This is a genomic window from Flavisolibacter ginsengiterrae DSM 18136 (assembly GCF_059568575.1).
In genome coordinates this window covers 305,319-324,847 of sequence record NZ_JCANTR010000001.1, presented here as the reverse complement: position 1 = coordinate 324,847, position 19,529 = coordinate 305,319, and the positions used below count along the sequence as shown (strand labels likewise).

General features: G+C 41.0%; 16 protein-coding genes. 7 read left to right on the top strand and 9 right to left on the bottom strand.

Features of this window, described 5'->3' with window-relative positions; translation table 11 throughout:
* Positions 1 to 2: 2 nt before the first annotated feature.
* Both BP74_RS01440 and BP74_RS01435 read left to right on the top strand, forming a co-directional pair.
* Positions 3 to 1,070 carry a FecCD family ABC transporter permease gene (locus tag BP74_RS01440; protein ID WP_496370320.1) on the top strand — a complete coding sequence of 356 codons (1,068 nt, stop codon included), beginning with the start codon at positions 3 to 5 and terminating at the stop codon, positions 1,068 to 1,070.
* Positions 1,063 to 1,836, top strand: coding sequence for a heme ABC transporter ATP-binding protein (locus BP74_RS01435; protein ID WP_496370318.1), 774 nt, complete (start codon positions 1,063 to 1,065; stop codon positions 1,834 to 1,836). Before BP74_RS01440 ends, BP74_RS01435 begins: the two co-directional genes overlap by 8 nt.
* 45 nt (positions 1,837 to 1,881) lie before the next feature.
* On the opposite strand, the gene BP74_RS01430 is transcribed toward BP74_RS01435, so the two are convergent.
* Entirely contained in the window at positions 1,882 to 2,808 is a 927-nt protein-coding gene (locus tag BP74_RS01430; RefSeq protein ID WP_496370316.1) for a phosphoribosylaminoimidazolesuccinocarboxamide synthase, read from the bottom strand.
* Positions 2,809 to 2,998: 190 nt separating this feature from the next.
* On the opposite strand from BP74_RS01430, the gene BP74_RS01425 reads away from it, so the two are divergent.
* Both BP74_RS01425 and BP74_RS01420 read left to right on the top strand, forming a co-directional pair.
* Positions 2,999 to 5,701: a TonB-dependent receptor gene (locus tag BP74_RS01425; RefSeq protein WP_496370314.1), complete on the top strand. Its 2,703-nt coding sequence runs from the start codon at positions 2,999 to 3,001 to the stop codon at positions 5,699 to 5,701.
* Between the two features lie 29 nt (positions 5,702 to 5,730).
* Entirely contained in the window at positions 5,731 to 7,020 is a 1,290-nt protein-coding gene (locus BP74_RS01420; RefSeq protein ID WP_496370312.1) for a fasciclin domain-containing protein, read from the top strand.
* A gap of 79 nt (positions 7,021 to 7,099) precedes the next feature.
* Here the strand turns inward: BP74_RS01420 and BP74_RS01415 are convergent, their stop codons facing one another.
* The gene (locus BP74_RS01415; RefSeq protein WP_496370310.1) at positions 7,100 to 8,089 is read right to left on the bottom strand and encodes a DUF8428 domain-containing protein; all 990 of its coding nucleotides are present in this window, start codon (positions 8,087 to 8,089) and stop codon (positions 7,100 to 7,102) included.
* A 123-nt stretch (positions 8,090 to 8,212) separates the two neighbouring features.
* Between BP74_RS01415 and holA the strand changes: the two genes are divergently transcribed.
* Positions 8,213 to 9,214, top strand: coding sequence for a DNA polymerase III subunit delta (gene holA, locus BP74_RS01410; protein ID WP_496370308.1), 1,002 nt, complete (start codon positions 8,213 to 8,215; stop codon positions 9,212 to 9,214).
* 7 nt (positions 9,215 to 9,221) lie between these two features.
* On the opposite strand, the gene BP74_RS01405 is transcribed toward holA, so the two are convergent.
* The gene (locus BP74_RS01405) at positions 9,222 to 10,142 is read right to left on the bottom strand and encodes a bifunctional riboflavin kinase/FAD synthetase (protein ID WP_496370306.1); all 921 of its coding nucleotides are present in this window, start codon (positions 10,140 to 10,142) and stop codon (positions 9,222 to 9,224) included.
* 106 nt (positions 10,143 to 10,248) lie between these two features.
* Here BP74_RS01405 and BP74_RS01400 point away from each other — a divergent pair, with 106 nt between their 5' ends.
* Positions 10,249 to 11,433 (top strand): AIR synthase related protein, encoded by a 1,185-nt coding sequence (locus tag BP74_RS01400; protein ID WP_496370304.1) that lies wholly within the window; start codon positions 10,249 to 10,251, stop codon positions 11,431 to 11,433.
* A 554-nt stretch (positions 11,434 to 11,987) separates the two neighbouring features.
* On the opposite strand, the gene BP74_RS01395 is transcribed toward BP74_RS01400, so the two are convergent.
* From BP74_RS01395 to BP74_RS01385, 3 genes are all read right to left on the bottom strand, one after another.
* Positions 11,988 to 12,590, bottom strand: coding sequence for a hypothetical protein (locus BP74_RS01395; RefSeq protein WP_496370302.1), 603 nt, complete (start codon positions 12,588 to 12,590; stop codon positions 11,988 to 11,990).
* A gap of 577 nt (positions 12,591 to 13,167) precedes the next feature.
* On the bottom strand, positions 13,168 to 15,126 hold the full coding sequence (locus tag BP74_RS01390) for an N-acetylmuramoyl-L-alanine amidase (protein WP_496370300.1): 1,959 nt from the start codon (positions 15,124 to 15,126) through the stop codon (positions 13,168 to 13,170).
* On the bottom strand, positions 15,123 to 15,485 hold the full coding sequence (locus BP74_RS01385; RefSeq protein WP_496370298.1) for a BlaI/MecI/CopY family transcriptional regulator: 363 nt from the start codon (positions 15,483 to 15,485) through the stop codon (positions 15,123 to 15,125). Before BP74_RS01385 ends, BP74_RS01390 begins: the two co-directional genes overlap by 4 nt.
* A 125-nt stretch (positions 15,486 to 15,610) precedes the next feature.
* Here BP74_RS01385 and BP74_RS01380 point away from each other — a divergent pair, with 125 nt between their 5' ends.
* A complete protein-coding gene (locus tag BP74_RS01380) occupies positions 15,611 to 16,297 on the top strand; it encodes a cell division ATP-binding protein FtsE (protein WP_496370296.1) in 687 nt (228 codons plus the stop codon).
* Here BP74_RS01380 and BP74_RS01375 read toward each other — a convergent pair.
* The 3 genes from BP74_RS01375 to BP74_RS01365 are packed head-to-tail and all read right to left on the bottom strand — an operon-like array spanning position 16,281 to position 19,487.
* Positions 16,281 to 17,393, bottom strand: a complete 1,113-nt coding sequence (locus BP74_RS01375) for a glycosyltransferase (RefSeq protein WP_496370294.1) — start codon at positions 17,391 to 17,393, stop codon at positions 16,281 to 16,283. The two genes, BP74_RS01380 and BP74_RS01375, sit on opposite strands and share 17 nt — an antisense overlap.
* Positions 17,386 to 18,480, bottom strand: a complete 1,095-nt coding sequence (locus BP74_RS01370; protein WP_496370292.1) for a glycosyltransferase — start codon at positions 18,478 to 18,480, stop codon at positions 17,386 to 17,388. The genes BP74_RS01375 and BP74_RS01370 overlap by 8 nt, the downstream gene beginning before the upstream one ends.
* Positions 18,477 to 19,487, bottom strand: a complete 1,011-nt coding sequence (locus BP74_RS01365; RefSeq protein ID WP_496370290.1) for a Gfo/Idh/MocA family protein — start codon at positions 19,485 to 19,487, stop codon at positions 18,477 to 18,479. The genes BP74_RS01370 and BP74_RS01365 overlap by 4 nt, the downstream gene beginning before the upstream one ends.
* Positions 19,488 to 19,529 lie beyond the last annotated feature (42 nt).

Sequence of the window (19,529 nt, the reverse complement as noted above, 5' to 3'; positions counted from 1 at the left end):
TCATGGTCTTATTTAAAAAAACAAGTTATGGTTCTATTTATACAGGGCTATCCTTGTTGCTCATTATTTCCATTATACTTTCTGCAGGTACAGGGGCAGTTTATTTATCCTTCAGTGAAATTGCTTCCCTTATTATCCATAAAACTTTTGGAAGAGGTATAGTAAACCAGGTACATGAAGGTTTATTTTTCCAGATACGTTTACCAAGAACCTTGTTATGCCTTTTTGTTGGTGCTTCCCTTTCTGTCTCGGGTGCACTTATGCAATCATTATTTCGAAATCCAATTGTGGAGCCTGGATTGGTTGGTACGTCTGCCGGATCTGCATTGGGTGCTGCCCTCCTCATTGTATTGGGTAAGGAAGCTTTTTTTACACATCTATCTTTCCTTGGCGACCTGCTAATGCCTGCCTGTGCCTTCTTAGGAGGTTTACTGGCCACTATCATTGTTTATTATTTTTCCGCCTCGTTCAATCGTGTCAATATTTCTGTGATGATACTGGCGGGGATTGCTATAAATGCCATTACCAATGGTGCCACTGGTTTTCTTGCCTATATTGCCCGTGATCCGCAGGCACGATCTATTACTTTCTGGAACCTGGGCTCCTTTGCCGGCGCCAACTGGCAGGCCGTGCTCTTTGCAGGTTTTTCCTCTATTGCAGGCTTGTTTCTTTCGCTTCGTTTTGCCAAATCACTCAACGCCCTTCAGTTGGGAGAAACTGAAGCAGGCTACCTGGGTATAAATACGGAGAAGCTTAAGATCAGTATCATCCTTATCAATACCCTTTTGGTATCTATAGCTACCTCATTGGTGGGGGTCATTGCTTTCGTTGGCCTGATCATTCCACATTTATTGCGGTTGATGAAAGGATCAGATAACCGTTATCTTATAATTGGATCAGCATTATTAGGTGCGGTAATGCTTACTCTCACTGACATGGTTTGCCGGTTGATCATTGCGCCTGCCGAAATGCCTATCGGTATCATTACTGCCTTTGTAGGAGCGCCGGTTTTTTTATGGCTATTGAACCGGATAAAGAACAATGGTCAAAAAGGAGGGTTTTATGCTTGAAGCAAAAGAAGTCTCCTATAAGATCGGCAACAAAATTTTACTAGAACACTCTAATGTAAATTTTAAAGCCAATGCTTTTCATGTGATAATGGGGGCCAATGGTGCCGGAAAATCAACTTTATTAAAATTATTGGCAGGAGATATTCTTCCATTCTCGGGTGAAGTTTTGTTTGATAACCAAAAGCTAACCAGTTATTCCCGTAAACAATTAGCCAAAAGGAGAGGTGTGCTATCACAGCATTACAATATTACTTTCCCTGTAACTGCAGCTGAAATGGTGATGATGGGCCGGTATCCTCATTTTGACAGCATACCCTCTCAAAAAGATATTGCTATTCAGAAACAGGCTATGGAGCTAATGAAGGTGGAACAATTTTTCGACAGGGATTACAATACATTATCAGGCGGCGAAGCCCAGAAAGTTCAAATGAGCAGGGTGCTTTCCCAGGTATGGCAGGATGGATCTGCTGAACGGAAAATAATTTTCCTGGATGAACCTGTAGCACACCTGGATATTAAATACCAATACCAGTTATTACAGGTAGCAAAAGATCTCTGTCATCAGAATATTACAGTTGTCGCTATTCTTCATGATCTCAACCTGGCTATCAATTTTGCTGACAGGCTTATTTTGATGAAACAAGGTGCTATAGTGTACGATCTTGAGGGTATAGAACTAATGACCACAGAGATGCTGGAAGATGTATTTGATATGAAACTTCGAATCCTACGTCCCGAAGGGCATAAACCTATTGTAATACATTAATAGTATAGTTCTTCCTGGTAAATCATGAAGGACTTTTCATAAAGCCTATATATATTTAGATAAAGCGGCTGAAATTTCTTTATAATTTTGTTCTTCTTCAAGTTGTTGTGGTTGAAAAGCAAAGCCTGTAACTTTTTCATACAGCTCAATATACCTGCCGGAAATTGTATCTACCCATTCATCACTCATGGCAGGAACTGTTTGTCCTTCCTTACCCATAAATTCGTTTTGTATCAACCATTCACGCACAAACTCCTTACTTAATTGTTTTTGTTTTTCTCCTTTATCCTGCCTTTCCTTATATCCTTCTGCATAAAAATAACGGGACGAATCAGGGGTGTGGATCTCATCCATCAGGACGATTTTTCCATCCCGGCTGCCAAACTCATATTTGGTATCCGCTAAAATCAATCCCTGTTTCAGGGCAAGTTCTTTACCCCTTTCAAATAAGGCAAACGCATAGTTCTTTATTTGTTCCCAATCAGCCTGGGGCACCAGGCCTTGTTCAATGATCTCTTTTTCGGAAATATCCTCATCATGCCCTTCACTGGCCTTTGTGGAAGGTGTGATCAAAGGAGCAGGGAAAAAATCATTTTCTTTCAAGTCATCAGGCATCAGCGCACCGCACAATACTCTCTGACCATTATTATAAGTGCGCCAGGCATGTCCGCATAAATTGCCTCTTACTACAACTTCAACTTTATAGGGTTCGCATTTATAGCCAATAGAACTGTTGGGTGTAGGGCTTTCCAGCAACCAGTTAGGACAAATATCAGAGGTGGCTTTCAACATAAAGGCAGCAAGTTGGTTTAAAACCTGGCCTTTAAAAGGAATAGCTCTTGGCAGGATCACATCAAAAGCAGATATCCTGTCTGATGCGATCATTACCAACAGGTCATTATTTATGGTATAAACATCCCTGACCTTTCCCTTATAAAAAGCAATCTGTCCCTTAAATTGAAAACTTCCCATGCCCCGAAAGTAAATTGAACTGATCTTATATGATGGAAACACGGTTTGAAAATTTCAACAACTTATCCGAAATCGTCGAAATTAATTTTCCGATGAATCCCCAAATGCTTATTTTTCCGCGTAGAAATACAGGTAATTAATGGAAAACAATGAGTCATGATTACTGATTTCCCAAACTAAAATTGTCACTATGAGAAAAAGCCTAAGTTATTTGGCTGTATTGCTTGCTGCGATCTTTTTTTCACTTTCCCCTCTTTTTGCTCAGAATGTTACTATCAGTGGTCAGGTCAAACACAGTACCACCGGGGATGGAATTCCTTCTGTTTCTGTAACACTAAAGGGTGGGTCACAGGGAAGCTATACGGATGCCAATGGTGGGTTTAAATTAACCGTGCCATCATTGCCTGTCACATTAATTTTTAGTTCTATCGGGTTTGACCCGAAAGAAGTAGTCGTGGACAATGCTGCAACACCAGTAGCCGTTAGTCTCAATCCTGCCAGTTCCTTAGGACAGGAGGTTGTTGTTTCAGCCACCAGAACACCTCAACGGATACTCGAATCACCGGTATCGATTGAACGTGTGAATGCTACTACTATTAGAAATGCCCCCGCTGCCAGTTACTATGATGTAGTAACCAATTTAAAGGGTGTTGATGTAGTGGCTTCTTCCATGACATTTAAAACGCCTACTACCCGTGGTTTCTCCGGAAGTGGAAACCTGCGTTTCAACCAGATAGTGGATGGAATGGATAACCAGGCCCCTGGTTTGAACTTTTCCGTAGGAAGCGTAATAGGATTGACCGAACTGGATGTGGATAATATGGAATTGCTTCCAGGTGCCTCTTCTGCTTTATTTGGCCCGGGAGGTATGAACGGAACTTTATTGATCAACAGTAAAAATCCTTTCAAATACCAGGGTCTTTCTTACCAGGTGAAGACCGGTATCATGCATATCAATGACGAGGAGAGAGGTGTATCACCTTATTACAATTGGGCGCTTCGCTGGGGTAAAAAGGTGTCTGAGAAATTTGCCTTTAAGATCAGCACTGAGTTGATCCAGGCAAAAGACTGGCTGGCCCGTGATTACCGTAACTATAAAAGATTTGGAACTTCAGGTCAAATAGTTGCCGGAACCAGGGAAACTGATCCCAATTACGATGGGGTGAATGTGTATGGAGACGAAACTTCAGATCCAAGGATTCCCACTTTCGGTTCTATCCTGACTTCTATTGGCACCGCTGTACCTTTCTTAAAAGATTATATAGCGACTATCACACCAGGTATCGCTCCCGATATGAGAGTTTCCCGGACTGGTTATACAGAAAATGAGTTAGCCAATCCCAATACACTGAATTTTAAATTGTCCGGTGCTTTGCATTATAAATTGACTCCGGGAATTGAAGCAGTTTTAGCTGGTAACTGGGGAACAGGTAATACGGTGTACACCGGTAGCCAGCGTTATTCCCTGAAAGATTTGAAAGTGGGCCAATACAAACTGGAACTCAATTCAAATAAATGGTTTCTGCGTGGTTATACAACCCAGGAAAATTCAGGAGAATCACATAACCTAACGGTAACCACCCAGTTATTTAATGAAGCCTGGAAACCAAGCTCTCAATGGTACCAGGAATATGCTTTTGCTTATTTGAATGCAAGGCAGGCTGGTCGTGGTGATATGGAATCTCATAACATTGCGAGAAGCGTTGCTGACAAAGGCAGACCCGCTGCCGGAACACAACAGTTCAGAACATTGTTTGACAATGTAAGGTCTCTGCCTATACCTATTGGAGGTTTATTCGTAGACCGTACAGATCTTTATATGGTAGAAGGACAATATAATTTATCTGATGCTGTAAAAGTGGCTGAGGTATTAGTGGGTGGCAACTGGAAACAGTATGTTTTGAACAGCCAGGGCACACTATTCGCAGATAAAAAAGGCCCTATCAAGATCAATGAATATGGTGCTTATGCACAGGTAGGTAAAGAGATCATCAAGGATCTTTTGAAATTAACCGCTTCTGGCCGTTACGATAAGAACGAGAACTTCCAGGGTCGTTTTACACCCAGGGTAACAGCGGTCATTAAGCCTGCCAAAGATCACAATATTCGCTTATCCTACCAGACAGCTTATCGCTTTCCAAGTACACAACAACAATGGATAGACCTGAATGTAGGTACAGGAACACTATTGGGTGCTAATAAAGCTTTATGGGATAAATATGACCTTGTCGGTAATCCGCCAAACAGTGTATCTCCACAGGGTACAGTTGGAGAAACTATCCCTTATAAGGAAGTAAAACCTGAATCAGTGACCACTTTTGAAGTTGGGTATAAAACACTGATACAGAAAAAACTTTTGATAGACGCTTACTATTATACAGGTAATTATAAAGATTTCATCACCCGCAGGGATGTATTGCAGTTATCAACTACAAAAGGTTATTCTATAGTAGTTAACTCTCCTGAGAAGGTAAAGACCTATGGATGGGGTGTTAGTGCAGAGTATTTATTGCCGGCTAATTTTGTTGTAAGTGGTAATGTTTCTTCTGACACTATCAAAAATGTACCTGTAGGTTTCCGTGCTTTCTTTAATACGCCAAGATATAGAACAGTCCTTGGGTTTGGCAACACAGGCTTTGGACCTAATCATATCCTGGGATTCAATATTGCCTGGCGCTGGCAGAAGGGCTTCTTCTACGAGAACGATTTTACACAGGGCGAACTTCCTTCATTTAATGTTGTAGATGCGGCTTTTTCTGTAAAAGTTCCTTCCATCAAATCGCAGTTCAAATTGGGTGCAACCAATGCCGGCAACCAGTATTACCGTACGGCAGTTGGTAATCCAAGTATTGGTGGCTTGTATTATGTAAGTTTTGCCTACAACGTATTATAAGAGATAATCTAAAGAATTAAAATAATTATATGAAATTGAATGTATATAAATGGCTGAAACCTTTCCTGGTGCTTTCCGGGGTAGTAAGCATCCTGGTTGCCTGTAACAAAGACAACCTGACCCCACAGCCTATTGCGCAACCTGCACCTGCTTCTGCCTCTATTATCGATGCGTTGAATGATCCAGACTTTACCATCCTCAAAGCAGCTGTAACAAGGGCAGGGACCAATTTAACCGCGCTACTAAGTGATAAATCGGCTGTATTTACTTTTTTTGCTCCTGCCAATTCAGCTTTCCAGGCAATTGGTATCACTACGCCTGCAGCCGTAGCTGCATTCAGGCCCGGGCAATTGGATACTTTATTACGCTATGGATTAATTGGGGGACAACTGTTGACGACAGATAAAATAGCTACCAGTTTTCCTAATGCCCAGGAGCCAAGTTCACTGGTATTGGCGGCACCATCGGCATCTTTGCCCCCCGGATTAAGGATGTCTATTTTCCCTTCAAAACGAGGAACAACTGTATGGGTGAATAATATCCCAGTGATACAGGCGGATATTTTAGCAGGCAGCAGTGTAATACATAAAGTACCTGTGCTGGTTGCACCTCCTTCCCAATTTTTATGGAACCGTATCAATACAGACCCGGAGTTTACATACCTGAAGGCAGCGATCCAGAGAGCTGATAGTGGGGCAGTAGCTGCCAGTTCATTACAAGCTGCATTATTGAATCCTGCAGCTAACCTGACTGTATTTGCACCTACAGACACAGCTTTCAAACAAATCCTTACCGGCCAGATCACACTTGCATTAATACCTGTAGTTACCGCCCAACTAATACCAGTTATTACGCAACAACTAATAGCTGGCGGAGCCACACCAGAAGAGGCTGCAGCTCAGGCTCCTGTAATAGCCCAGCAACAGGCTCCTGCTATTGCCCAGGGCCAGGCGGCTTCTCTTGCAGGAACAACGGCTGTATTCCAAAATCCAGCCTTATACGGAGCTTTATCTGCGCAAACAGTAAAAGGTATTGTAGTATATCATTTATTAGGAACAAGGGCATTTACAGTTAATTTTCCAACTACACCTGCCAGTGTGCCCACGTTGCTGAACAGCGCTTTACCTGCTCATCCCGGCGTAACACTGCAGGCAAGTTTTGGTGCTACGGGCGTCACTGCTGCTACTGTGAAAGGAGCTGCTAATCCAACAGCATCTAACCTGTTGATCAATCCAACCCCCGCAAATGCAGGGACAAGTGACCAATTGTATATCAATGGAGTTTTACACAAAATAGACCAGGTATTAAGACCTCAATAATTAGTGATAATATCTATAAAATGAAAACGCCTGATAATTTTATTATCAGGCGTTTTTCTGTAGGAGTTGGAAATGAGAATTAACCGAATAAACCACCTTTTTTCAGGGTTCTAACACCCTCAGCTATCTTAAATCCATTTTGATATATTTCAATCTTGTAGTTACCTGTTTGGAAATGATCCTGGCGCAATGGGATAGAAATCGTCTTACGTGTACCCTGCTCGTATTCAGCAGTGGTCTTGAAAGTGTAAGGCCTGTCACCATCAGTGCGGGTGGTCAATGTGCTTGATCCGAGGTTTGGATCGTTAACTACATTGCCATCAGGACCAGTAACAATTACATACATGTCAGCAGGGCCGGAACGTGCAACACGATTCTCCACATCAAAAGAAACAACCAGTTTGTCTACGCGCTTAGCGGTAGTAGTTACTTTCTCTTTACCATTTTTCTTTTCCTTGATTGGAGTGATCTGGATGTTGGAAGCGGTGAACGTTGAAGCTACATCAACAGTTTGTGCCAACTCTTCTTTTTCTGCCGTTGTTGTTTGCAGGTTGGTGGCCAATACATCTCTTTCCTGAGTCAGGTGTGTATTATTGGCTGCCAGTTGCTGGTTCTCACCAGTAAGCCTTGAAACCTCTGCTTCCAGGTTGGCGATCTTCCCGTTCAGTTCTGAGATCAGTGATTTAGCTCTCCTGTAATCTGCTGCAGTAGAGTTCTTATCACGCATGATCCTGTTGATCTCATTTTTTAATTTCGTGATATCTGACTGACGGTCACTAAGCTGGCCGCTCAGGTTATTGTTGCTACCCGTAATTGAATCAAGGCGCGTCAAGGCATCATTATATAATACCTGTACAGAATCCTTTGCAGTCATTGCATTGTTAACTTCTGCAGTCTTAACCTGGATCTGTTTTGTTGAATCATTTTTGTCATATAAGAAGTAAGCCCAGGTACCTAAAAGACCTGCGGCTAACACACCAATCAAAATATTTTTGGTTGTGTTGTTGCTCCTCACCGGACGATTTGGATTTGTTGAATTTTCCGCTGAAGGATAATTTGTATTTGCCATCGTTGTAGGGGTTTTAGTTAAACGATATTTGATTTATATTGGTTAAATCGAAAACTTTACTTTTGAGATTTTACGCACCTGTTCGAAAACCGTGCCAGAAAAAATGTATAAGAGTTTATAAACATGAGTTCAGAAAAGATAGTTAATGATTTAAAGAAACAAAACTTTAAGCCAGTTTATTGGCTGGAAGGGGATGAGGAATATTTTATAGACCAGGTTATAGCCTATGCTGAAAACAAAATTTTAACAGAAAGTGAAGCAGGCTTCAACCTAACTGTGTATTATGGACGGGATGCATCCTGGACAGACGTGGTAAACAGTTGCAGAAGATATCCAATGTTTTCTGATAAGCAGGTGGTCATATTGAAGGAAGCACAGGGCATGAAGGATATTGAAAAGTTTGAAAGCTATATTGAAAAGCCACTTTCTTCAACCTATCTTTTTGTTGCCTATAAAAATAAAAAACTGGATGGCAGAACAAAGCTGGCCAAGATGCTTAAGGACAAGGCTGTATTGTTCACCTCCAAAAAATTATACGACAATGAACTTCCAGATTGGGTGAGTGGACTGGTAAAATCCAAAGGCTACACCATTACTAATAAAGCACTATTTCTACTTATTGATCATATTGGCAATGACCTGAGCCGCCTGAATAATGAAGTTGATAAACTGGCACTCAACCTTGGTAACCGAAAGAATATTACGGAGGATGATATAGAAAATTTCGTTGGTATCAGTAAGGAGTTTAATGTTTTTGAATTGCAACAAGCTATCGCATCGAAAGACCTGTACAAGGCTATACGTATCATTCAATATTTTAGTGCCAATCCCAAAGCTGCACCCCTTCAATTGATCTTTCCCTCATTGTACAATTTCTTTAGTAAGGTATTGATGATCTATTCAGTGCAGGCCAGGGACGAAAGGTCGGTTGCTACAGCTATTGGCGTCAACGGATTTTTTGTAAAGGACTATATTCAAACAGCCATTAAGTTCAGCCACCAGGAAATAGAAAAAGTATTGCTGTTACTTTACGAATACAACCTTCGCAATATCGGGATCAACGATGCGGGCACGGAAGATGCAGATCTTTTAAAGGAAATGGTGGTCAAGATGATCGCAGCCTGATAAAGTTTTACAACACCGACAAGCTGTTTGCCCTGTCTTTATGCAATTGCGCTACTAATTTGTCCAGTGAATCATATTTCACCTGTTCGCGCAAAAACTTACGTATGATCACCCTCATTGTTTTTCCATATATATCCCTGTCAAAATCAAAAATATTGACCTCAACTTTTTCTCCCGTTTTGTTCAGGGTGGGCCTGTCTCCAATACTAAGCATGCCCTTCTTAATTTCCCCCTCAATTTCTACATGCACAGCATACACTCCATGACCCGGGTGGATCTTTTCCTTACTGGTATATTCAAGATTTGCAGTAGGATATCCCAGTTGCCTTCCAAGTTTATCCCCGGGAACAACGAGGCCTTCGAAGAAAAAATCATAACCCAGTAACTTGTTGGCTGTTTCAATGTGGCTTTCCTGGATGGCTTTCCTGATCTTGGTGGAGCTGACAGCTATGGAATCCAGGACATGTCGTGGAATTTCCAGCAATTTATAATGGAAGTGTTCAGCATTGTCTTCAAGTAAACGGAAATTCCCTTTTCGTCCATGACCAAAATGATGGTCATAACCTATGATAATGCTATGTGGATGAAACCTGCCTATAAGAAAATGTTCAATATATTCTTCTGCCGGCTGATCTGAAAATTCCTTAGTAAAAGGCACAACTACCAGGTGGTCAATCCCTGTCTTTGATAACAATTCAATTTTTTCTTCGAGAGTGTTGATCAAATGTAAATGGGTGTGCGGATGAACAATCATACGCGGGTGCGGATCAAAGGTTATGAGCACAGCTTCCCCATTGACAGCGCGTGCTTCCGCTTTCAGTGCCTCGATGATCTGTTGATGTCCCTCATGTACACCATCAAAGGTTCCAATAGTAATTACGGAATTTTGAAAACCGGGTAAATGATCTATACTGCGATGCACCTGCATGGGCGCGAAGATAATAACAGTTTACAGTGCTTTTGTACTCTATGTTTTTGGCAGTTCATAATGGAAGGCAGCATCTGCGCCAGTAAACTTCTTCTATCTTTGCCAGATGTCATTGTATTCTAAAAGGGGTGTCTCCGCACAAAAAGAAGAGGTGCATGCCGCAACTAAAAATATTAATAAAGGCCTTTACCCTAAAGCCTTTTGTAAGATTTATAAAGACCTGTTGGGGAATGATGAAAACTGGATCAATGTTATGCATGCAGATGGTGCGGGCACCAAAAGTATCCTGGCCTATCTGTACTGGAAAGAAACCGGTGATCTTTCAGTATGGAAGGGTATAGCACAGGATGCCATTGTTATGAACCTCGATGACCTGCTTTGTGTGGGCATCTATGACAAAATATTATTTTCTTCATCTATAGACAGGAATAAACACCTATTGCCCGGAGAAGTTCTCCAGGCATTGATTGAAGGAACCCAGGCATTCTTTGATACCATGAGAGATTTTGATGTGGATATCGCTTTCCTTGGTGGTGAAACAGCAGATGTGGGAGACGTGGTGAGGACCATTGCAGTCAATGGTACAATGGCAGCGAGGTGGCCAAAGGAAAAATTGATCACTAATGAAAAAATAGCTAATGGCAATGTGATCGTTGGACTGGCAAGCTTTGGCAGGTCATCTTACGAAGTAGAGTATAATAGTGGTATTGGAAGTAATGGTTTAACCAGTGCCCGGCATGATGTGCTGAGTAAATATTATGCAGAGAAGTTTCCTGAAACATTTGAATCTTCATTAAGCGACGATGTAGTGTATATAGGTAAGCATAAATTAATGGACCCTATTACTATTCCTTTTAGAAAAGAAAGATTCGAAACCAATATAGGCAAACTCATTCTTTCACCTACACGAACCTATGCACCTCTGGTTAAACAAATCCTGGAAGAATATTTTGATGACATTCATGGTTTGATCCATTGCAGTGGCGGCGGGCAGACCAAGTGTATGAAGTACGTGCCGGAGGATGTGAAGCTGGTAAAGGATAATTTATTCCAGGCACCCGAGATCTTCAGTATCATCCAGCAGGCAAGTGGTGCTGATGAAAAAGAAATGTACCAGGTGTTCAATATGGGTTGCCGTCTCGAGATCTATACCAATGAAAAAACTGCTGACCAGTTGATTAGTATCGCCAATGATTTTGGAATAGATGCGCAGGTTATTGGAAGGGTAGAAGAAGGCAATAAAGAACTGGAAATTATTACCGGTGATAAAAAGATCAGCTATAATTTCTAAATAGTACTGCTGCGCACTTTGCGATACTCAGTAACGCAAAGAGTGCCAAGATGTTCGCAAAGGATCACAAAGATGAATACTCAATAAAGTAAGCCTGCACCTAATAGTTCACTTCACACCTAACGAACCAGAAACAAAAAACTATAAATCAACCCACAAGGCGTACCTACGGCACGCTGTTGCATTTTCATTGTTATTTTCTACCCACAAAATGTTCCTATGGAACATGCAGAGGCAAAGCTGTTTTATGCCCTGTGCGCCTATAAATTGATTAAATCGGAATATTTTATTCCTATTATAATTGGTATTCTAATGAAATGATATGTTCTAAACCATGTCCCATCGGGACATCTGCTAGGCAGAAAAAAACAGGCAGGGATGTTTAGCGTGCCGTAGGTACGCCTTGTGGGTTAATAGTACCATCAGTTGTGTATTCAGATAGCCTATAATTCAACCTCTCTAACGCCCCATAGTTTGACCTAAAGAATAACTGCACATAATAGTTCTGCCCAGACCTAAAGAACCAGAAACAAAAAACTAAAAACCAGAAACGCTTAAGCAGCATGCTTAAGCAAAAAAAACGGTACCTGGTAGTCCGGTGGAAAGTCTCCCTCAAACCTGATGGTCCAGTCATAATCATCCATGTACAATTGTAAGTACTCGGTGTCTTCTGCACTCAGGGGTGCTTTCACTGTAATCTCCAGCTTGTTCTTCATCTTCTTTTCCTTCTCCCGCTTTGGCTCTTTGAGCCTTCCTGCCAGCTCCTGTTCAAAGGAAGAGAGAAGGAGGGTAAACTGATCTTGGGTTAAAGAAGTACGCTTTTGTTCAGTAAGGAAGGTATGCAAGGCTGTGAATACCGCTGCTTTATCCATTCCCTGCTTTAAACAAACAATGGCTATGGTCCTTACCTGTTTAAACAACTGCCTGTACCTTCTTTTAACCGGTACAAAGCGGTAGATGATCGAAGAGATGATATTGCCTGTACCAAACCTTTCTGCGCTTCTGCGGCTTCCTTCAAAGGCAGGATCCTTCCAGAAGCGCTTACTGCCTACCCCCGGAAGCATTCTTACCAAAAATCCCCATTCCACATCCTTATAAAAGTTGGTGTCACCATCCACGGTGCCTGTTGCTGTAACGTATCCTACTTGCTTAGCCATAACTGGTATTAGATTTTATAGCTGCAAGTTTTTGAAAATCCCTCTCAGTTCAAAACCCCTATGTCCGTTTTGGCCGTTTTTGACCGATTTGACCGGTAATGACCGCTTTTGACCGTATTGGCCGTTTTTGTCCGTTTTCCTCTCTAACCAATTGATCCTTACTCCTTTTTCCCTCATTGAACATTGAACATTGAGCATTGCTCATTGATCATTATTCCTCCTTCCACCTAACAAAAGACCGCTATAAACCATGCCTCTCCAACCTAACCCCACTTCATCATTCAACATTCCCTGTTCATCTGTTCGATATTCCCACCCTTCTTCCTATCTGAAGTATAGCAAAGCCCTACCTGCAGTATAGCTACGGTATAGATACTGCGTGATCATCACGCAGTATCTATACCGCAGGTAGGGAGTTGATAGGGGGCAGCTATACTCCAGGTAGGGAGTACGCAGGGCCTTGACAGGCAGGAGCCAAACCGTAAATAGTTAAGATCATAAGCAGGGTAGTATAAATAGCATAAAAAAATGGGGCTGATATTTCAGCCCCATTTATATAATTATAGAAATAATATATCTATTTGGATACTTGACTGTGGGTGGGCGCAATAGCTGCAGGGGCTAGTGAAATAGGTTTTGATTTGGAAATCGTATCAAAAATATTCTGGCGCTCGGCAGGTTTGGTTATGATCTCTATTACGCCATTCTTTCCTTTTTCGCCATACTTCCCGGTGGCTGACTTGTCTTTTAGCACATTAACTGACTGGATCAGTGAAGGGTCAAGCTTATCAAGAGTTCCTTTAAATTCTTTTCCATCTACATAAATCAGAGGCTTATCTTTTCCACCAATTTTGATGGATGTGTCTTTTTCAGTATGAAAATCTTCCTTAGTCTCGAATTTCTTTTCTTTGATAAGCTTTCTTTGCCTGGCCTGCTCTATGGTTAAAGTTTCTCGAGTACCATCTTTGTAATCAATGGTGATCAATCCTTTGTTCTTATCGACATTCACTGAATTGATATCTACAGCTTTCTTATTAGGCAATGTGTCAGATATAGTAGTATATGAGCCTTTTTCAGTAGAGGACGCATATCTTTCTACCGCCTTAAGGATCTTTCTGGCTACTAATTCCTGGTTCGCTTCATTGGTAATAAATTCCCTGTCTTTTTTATCTGTGATGTAACCACATTCAACCAACACTGATGGGCATACATTTTTGTCTACTACCCAAATACCAACGGTGCGCTTGATCAATTCAGGAGTAGTCGGGTATATGGAGGTTAATTCTTCTTTGATCACAGAACCTAATAACTCACTTTGATGCTGGAAGGGGGTGTTTTTATTTGAAACATAAACTTCCATCCCGTTACCGGTTTTATCGTTTTCTGATGCAGCCACATGAAGTGAAATAAACAGGTCGGCATTGTTTTCTTTTGCCAGGTCCACTCTTTTGTGAAGTTCAATGATGTTGTCATCAGTCCTGGTTAAAACGATATTTATTTCGGAGTTGGCATTGATGGCCTTGATCTTTTTGGCAATGGCTAATACAATAGCATCTTCATAAATATTATTGCTGGAAGCACCAGACAACTGCCCATTGGTTGTTTTTCCATGGCCTGCATCAATTACTACTGTGATAGTCTTTTCAAGATGTGCGACAGAAACAGTTCTGAAGCTAAAGGCTAAAGCTATACAAGCTATCAGCGGAAGTGCCAGTATGCGGCTAAAATAAGTGATACGCGGGTTTTGAATTTTGGTAAGCATAAGGAGGCGTCGTTTTATAGATGATTGAAAAAAAGCATTGGTGAGATGACTGAAATGATGCGGATAACTTGCCTGCAGGATCATAGCAGCAAGTGTTGCAGTATCATGGTGTTTAACTGCTTCCTTATCTGCAATGAATTCATGTATCATTTGCAATTCTTTCCTGATGAACCAAAAAAATGGGTTGCACCAAACCAGGATAAGCGTAAGCTGGATAAATAGTTTATCAAAACTGTGAGCTTCTTTAACATGCACCAATTCGTGCTGGAATATCTGCTGACCCGTTGAGGTATTGATATCAATATTCTCATTCCAGAAAATATAATTAAAGAACGAGAAGGGCGTTCCCGGCTCACGGGTGGAAATAAATTTAATGCGATTGACCAGCCTGGTATTGTGCCTGCGAATAAGGTTAATAATCTTTGAAACAGAAATGAACGCACCTGCCAGAATCGTAAGAGAAATGGAGCCATACAACAACCCCAACCACTGTTCGGTACTTAATAACTGGTTTTGGCGGCTGGATATTTCTTCCATATACACGTCTGCGGATTGCACTACTTTCAATAACCGTATAGCATTATTGGGTTCATCCTGGTAGTGATACAAGGTAATTTGCAACCAGGGAAGTGAAAGAGACAGGACTACGATTCCCAGTAAATAAAAACGGTTCCATTGGTGAAATACTTTGTTACGCAGGGCAATATGGTAATATCCAAATAATAGCCCGGAGCAAATAATGACTTTCAGTAAATAATAGGCAAGGGCTATCATTTTTTTCCTTTTTTGATTTGTTGCAATAAAGTTTCAAGATCGTCAACGCTTATATTGTTCTCCTTAACCATAAAAGAAACAGCATCGCTGAATGAACCACCGAAATAACTTTTTACCAATGACCGCATAGTGGCCTTAGAATAGCTATCCTTGCTTACAAGAGGATGATACTGGTGTTGTCTTCCAAAAATCCTGATGCCTACAAATTCTTTATCCACTAATATTTTAAGCAGGGTGGCTATAGTATTCTGGTGGGGTTTGGGAGGTGGCATGGCATCCATAATATCACGTATGAAGCCCTCTTTCAGTTTCCAGAGCACCTGCATCACCTGTTCTTCTGCTTTAGTTAATGTTTTCATTTTGTGAATTGTGAAGCCAAGGTATAACTAAATATTTAGTTTAACAACTAAAAACTTAGTTTATAAAATTATTGGCTTGGTGCATGGTCTTTCTTACGTTATTTTGCAACAAATAAATCTGAGGAATGGCAGAGAGCATAATAGACATAAGGAATGCCAATATTTACCAGGGCGACAATCTCATTTTACAGGATGTAAATCTTACTGTACATAAGGGTGAGTTCGTTTTCCTGGTAGGAAAAACCGGCACCGGGAAGTCAAGTTTATTGAAAACCCTTTATGGTGAATTGCCCTTGAAAGAAGGGGAGGCTACTGTTGTTGGTTATGATCTCAAAGCCCTGACCTGGAAAACCGTTCCATACCTCCGGAGGAACATGGGTGTGGTATTCCAGGATTTTCAATTGCTGACAGACAGGAATGTAAATGAGAACCTTAAGTTTGTTTTGAAGGCTATAGGATGGAAAGATGAGAAATTGATGAATGAAAAAATAGCTGATGTTTTGGATAAAGTGGGACTTCGTTCCAAAGGTTTTAAAATGCCCTACGAGATGAGTGGTGGAGAGCAGCAACGTGTTGATATTGCAAGGGCATTATTGAACTCTCCCAAATTGATCCTGGCAGATGAACCTACCGGCAACCTTGACCCGGAAACCTCTGACGAGATCATGAACCTGCTGATACATATTGCCAAAGATTATGGTACTGCCGTTGTCATGGCCACACATGATTATATTGTCATTCAAAAGTTTCCTGCCAGGATGGTTAAAACAGAATCAGGAAGGGTTTACGATAATGCTACCATATTGCATTAAGTTTTACCGCGTTGGTTTGATTGTTATATAAATGCATCATAGCCTGGCGTTCCATTACCCGGGCTTCATCAAATGAAGTCTCAAAAATTGTTATTATCGATCTTCTGAAATCTTCCACTGTTTCTGCATTATTAACCAGGTTTGTCAAACCACTGCCTTTTGATCCTTGCTCATTGGTAATACAGAACCTGCCATAGAACAAAGCATGTAAAAGTTTTAGTTTGACTCCTGTGGAATTAAAAGATGGTAATACATTGATATGTGCATCCCTGATCAATGCATCCAGCTCATTTGAAGGTGGTTCAAAAATGAGCCTTACATTACGTTGTTTACCTGCAAGACTTTCCAGTTTTTTAGATATGTTTTTACCTGCTATCACCAATGGAATATTCAATTGATCAAAAACGTTTTTGATCAGCCATGCCGCGGCCTTTTCATTTTCAATGATGCCCAAATTACCATGGTAAAGACAGTACTCTCCTTTGCCAGGCAGGCACTTTAGCTCCTGCCAGGGAATAAAGCAGGGGATGAAATGTGCATTATAAAATCCTTGTTCTTTAAAACGTCCAAGGTCACTGTTTGATAATACAGCCAGCTTGAGATCACGGTTCAATTTCTTTTGATAATGATTGATCAGGCCTGATTCGAAAGAGTAGTATTTTTTTCTAAATATGTTAGGTTCATAATCTGCCAATGCCCTGTAATAAACTGCTTCCTCATTATGCATTCTCACTACCACTCTTGATGCATGGTGCAGGTATGGCAAAATTTCCGTGCAATGAAGTCCTTCCAGTAAAACAGGATAGTTATGCTCGTTGAGCCGGTTGATCAAAGATGCATTGATGCGCGACCTGGTTATGTAAGGCCTGGTAAACGATAGGGAGCGTACATAATTTTTCCGGGGATAAGCATGTATTTCAGTACAATAATTTTCAAGTCCGTCTGCATTTCGATTACTATGATAATCGAAATAATGTAAAATGATTTGTTTTCCCTGTTCTGCCAGTGTTTTCACCTTGAAATACATGTCGATAGCTCCTCCATAATCGGGAGGTGAAGGAGCATCGAGGCAAACTATATGCAGGTAATTATTCACTGGAAAAGATTTGGTTGAAATACTGGAGCAGTTTTTTTTCTTCTGATTGCCAGCAATATACTTCACGGGCTTCCAGGCAATTGTTTTCCATTTGCTTTAAGAGTTCACCATTTTGCATAACAGAATTGATAGTACTACTTATCTCTTCAGGTTTAAGGGAGTCTATCAATACAGCGATTTGAAATTGGCTGTTCACTTTTTCATATTCCGGGAACTTCATAGCCAGTTGGGGTAGTCCCCCGTGCATGTAATCAAAGAATTTGTTAGGCAGGGCCATGAACTGGTTCAGTCCTTCTTTTTCTGAGATTCCAATACCCAAAGAGGCTTTTTGGGTATAACCGGGAAGATCGCGGGGGAGAACCATTCCTTTTAATTCGACCTTGTCCTGAACCTGGTGCTCCCTGATCAATTGTTTCAATTCTGACATGAAATTACCATCTCCGCAGACTATGAGTTTATACGGTATCGTTTTCATAGCAGGTATTAAATATTCAAATCCCCTGCCTTCGTTCACCGCTCCCTGGTATAACAAAGTTTTTTCCCTTTGTACATTGACATCAATTGTATGTAATACAGGCAGGTTCCTGATGACCAGGTATTCCCTTTGATATTTATCTTTAAATGCTTCTGCAAGTCCCCCGCTCACTGTATAGCCCCATTTAAAACGGGGTACAGCAAACCTTTCAATGCCTAACCATATTTTTTGAACCAATGGCCTGGTATGTACCTCCTTTAATTCGGTAAAGTATTCATGTGCATCATAGATCCTTGTAAGCTTTTTTAACCCGGATACAAACAGGCAGGGTAGAATGGTGTCGAGGTCTATGGCGCAAATGGCATCCATTTTATTAGCGAGCAGGTAAAAGAATAGCCTGGTATTGTATTCCAGGTAAAACAGGAAACCTTTATTGAAAAAACAACGGAGCCTTTTTTGAGTGAAACCTTTTTTTTCTAAAGGGAGAGAATTTTCAAGCTGCCTGCCAACTAATGTTACTTCAAAACCATTATGGGCAATGGAACTACATATGCGGTGCATACGCTGATCGTAAGTCAGATCATTGGTAACTGTGAAAAATATGCGCTTCAAGAGTTGTAAGGTATGGTGGTAATGGCTTTGTATATTTTCTCTATTGCTTCAACGGTTCTTAACCCATCAAATGCATTGGCAAAATCATTGTCCTTGTTTTCAAGTGCCGGTACTAAATGGTCATATACTTCAGTATGGTTGCTCATAGATCCTTTATAAGATACATATTCGTTTGATGGTTTGCCCGGGTGTTTGAATTCAAACTCGTTTTCCAATGAATGGTATTGTACTTCATTAAGGTATTCGCCACCCAAACGAATCGTACCTTTTTCCGCAATTATAGTAAGGGCGATCTCGTGATTTTTTTTATAGGTATTCACTGACCAGTGAAAACTACCCAGGATTCCATTATCCATATGCAATGCTGCCACGCCCGTGTCTTCGAATTCCATCCCGGTTTTTTGAGCCGGGCTCCCACAAAATCCTTTTACTTCACCGAGCGCTCCAAATAAGGACACCATCGCATCGATATAATGGCTGAATTGCGTATATAATGTGCCACCATCTGGAAATGTTTTACCATGCCAATCCTGGTAATATTCACTGGGGCGATTCCATAAACAACTTAAGTGAAAGCTATAAACCTTTCCCAGTTGGCCTTCATCCAATAATTTCTTTAACTGGATCAGTATTGGATTATACCTGTTGGATTTGACAACAAACAAATGCCTGCGACAGAATTTTTCTGTTTCAATGATCTGCCAGGCCGCCGCAGTAGTAAGGCATAGTGGTTTTTCACATAATACATGCAGACCTGCCTGCAAGGATTTAATGGAATGTTCTGCATGAAAGCCATTGGGGGTGCAGACCGAGATCATAGTAAGTTCTTTTTCCTCCCTGAGCAACGTATCAATGGAATAATAAGCCTTACAATTGTATTCTTTTGCCAGTGTGTCCGCCTTTTCGGGTACGATATCACATACGGCTACTAATTTTCCAATCCTTTGGATATTCTCTGCATGTCGCCTGGAAATGCGTCCGCAACCAATGAGGGCAAATTGATACATAAGCGCCAAAAATAATTAGTATAATATAAAAAGCTCTCCTTT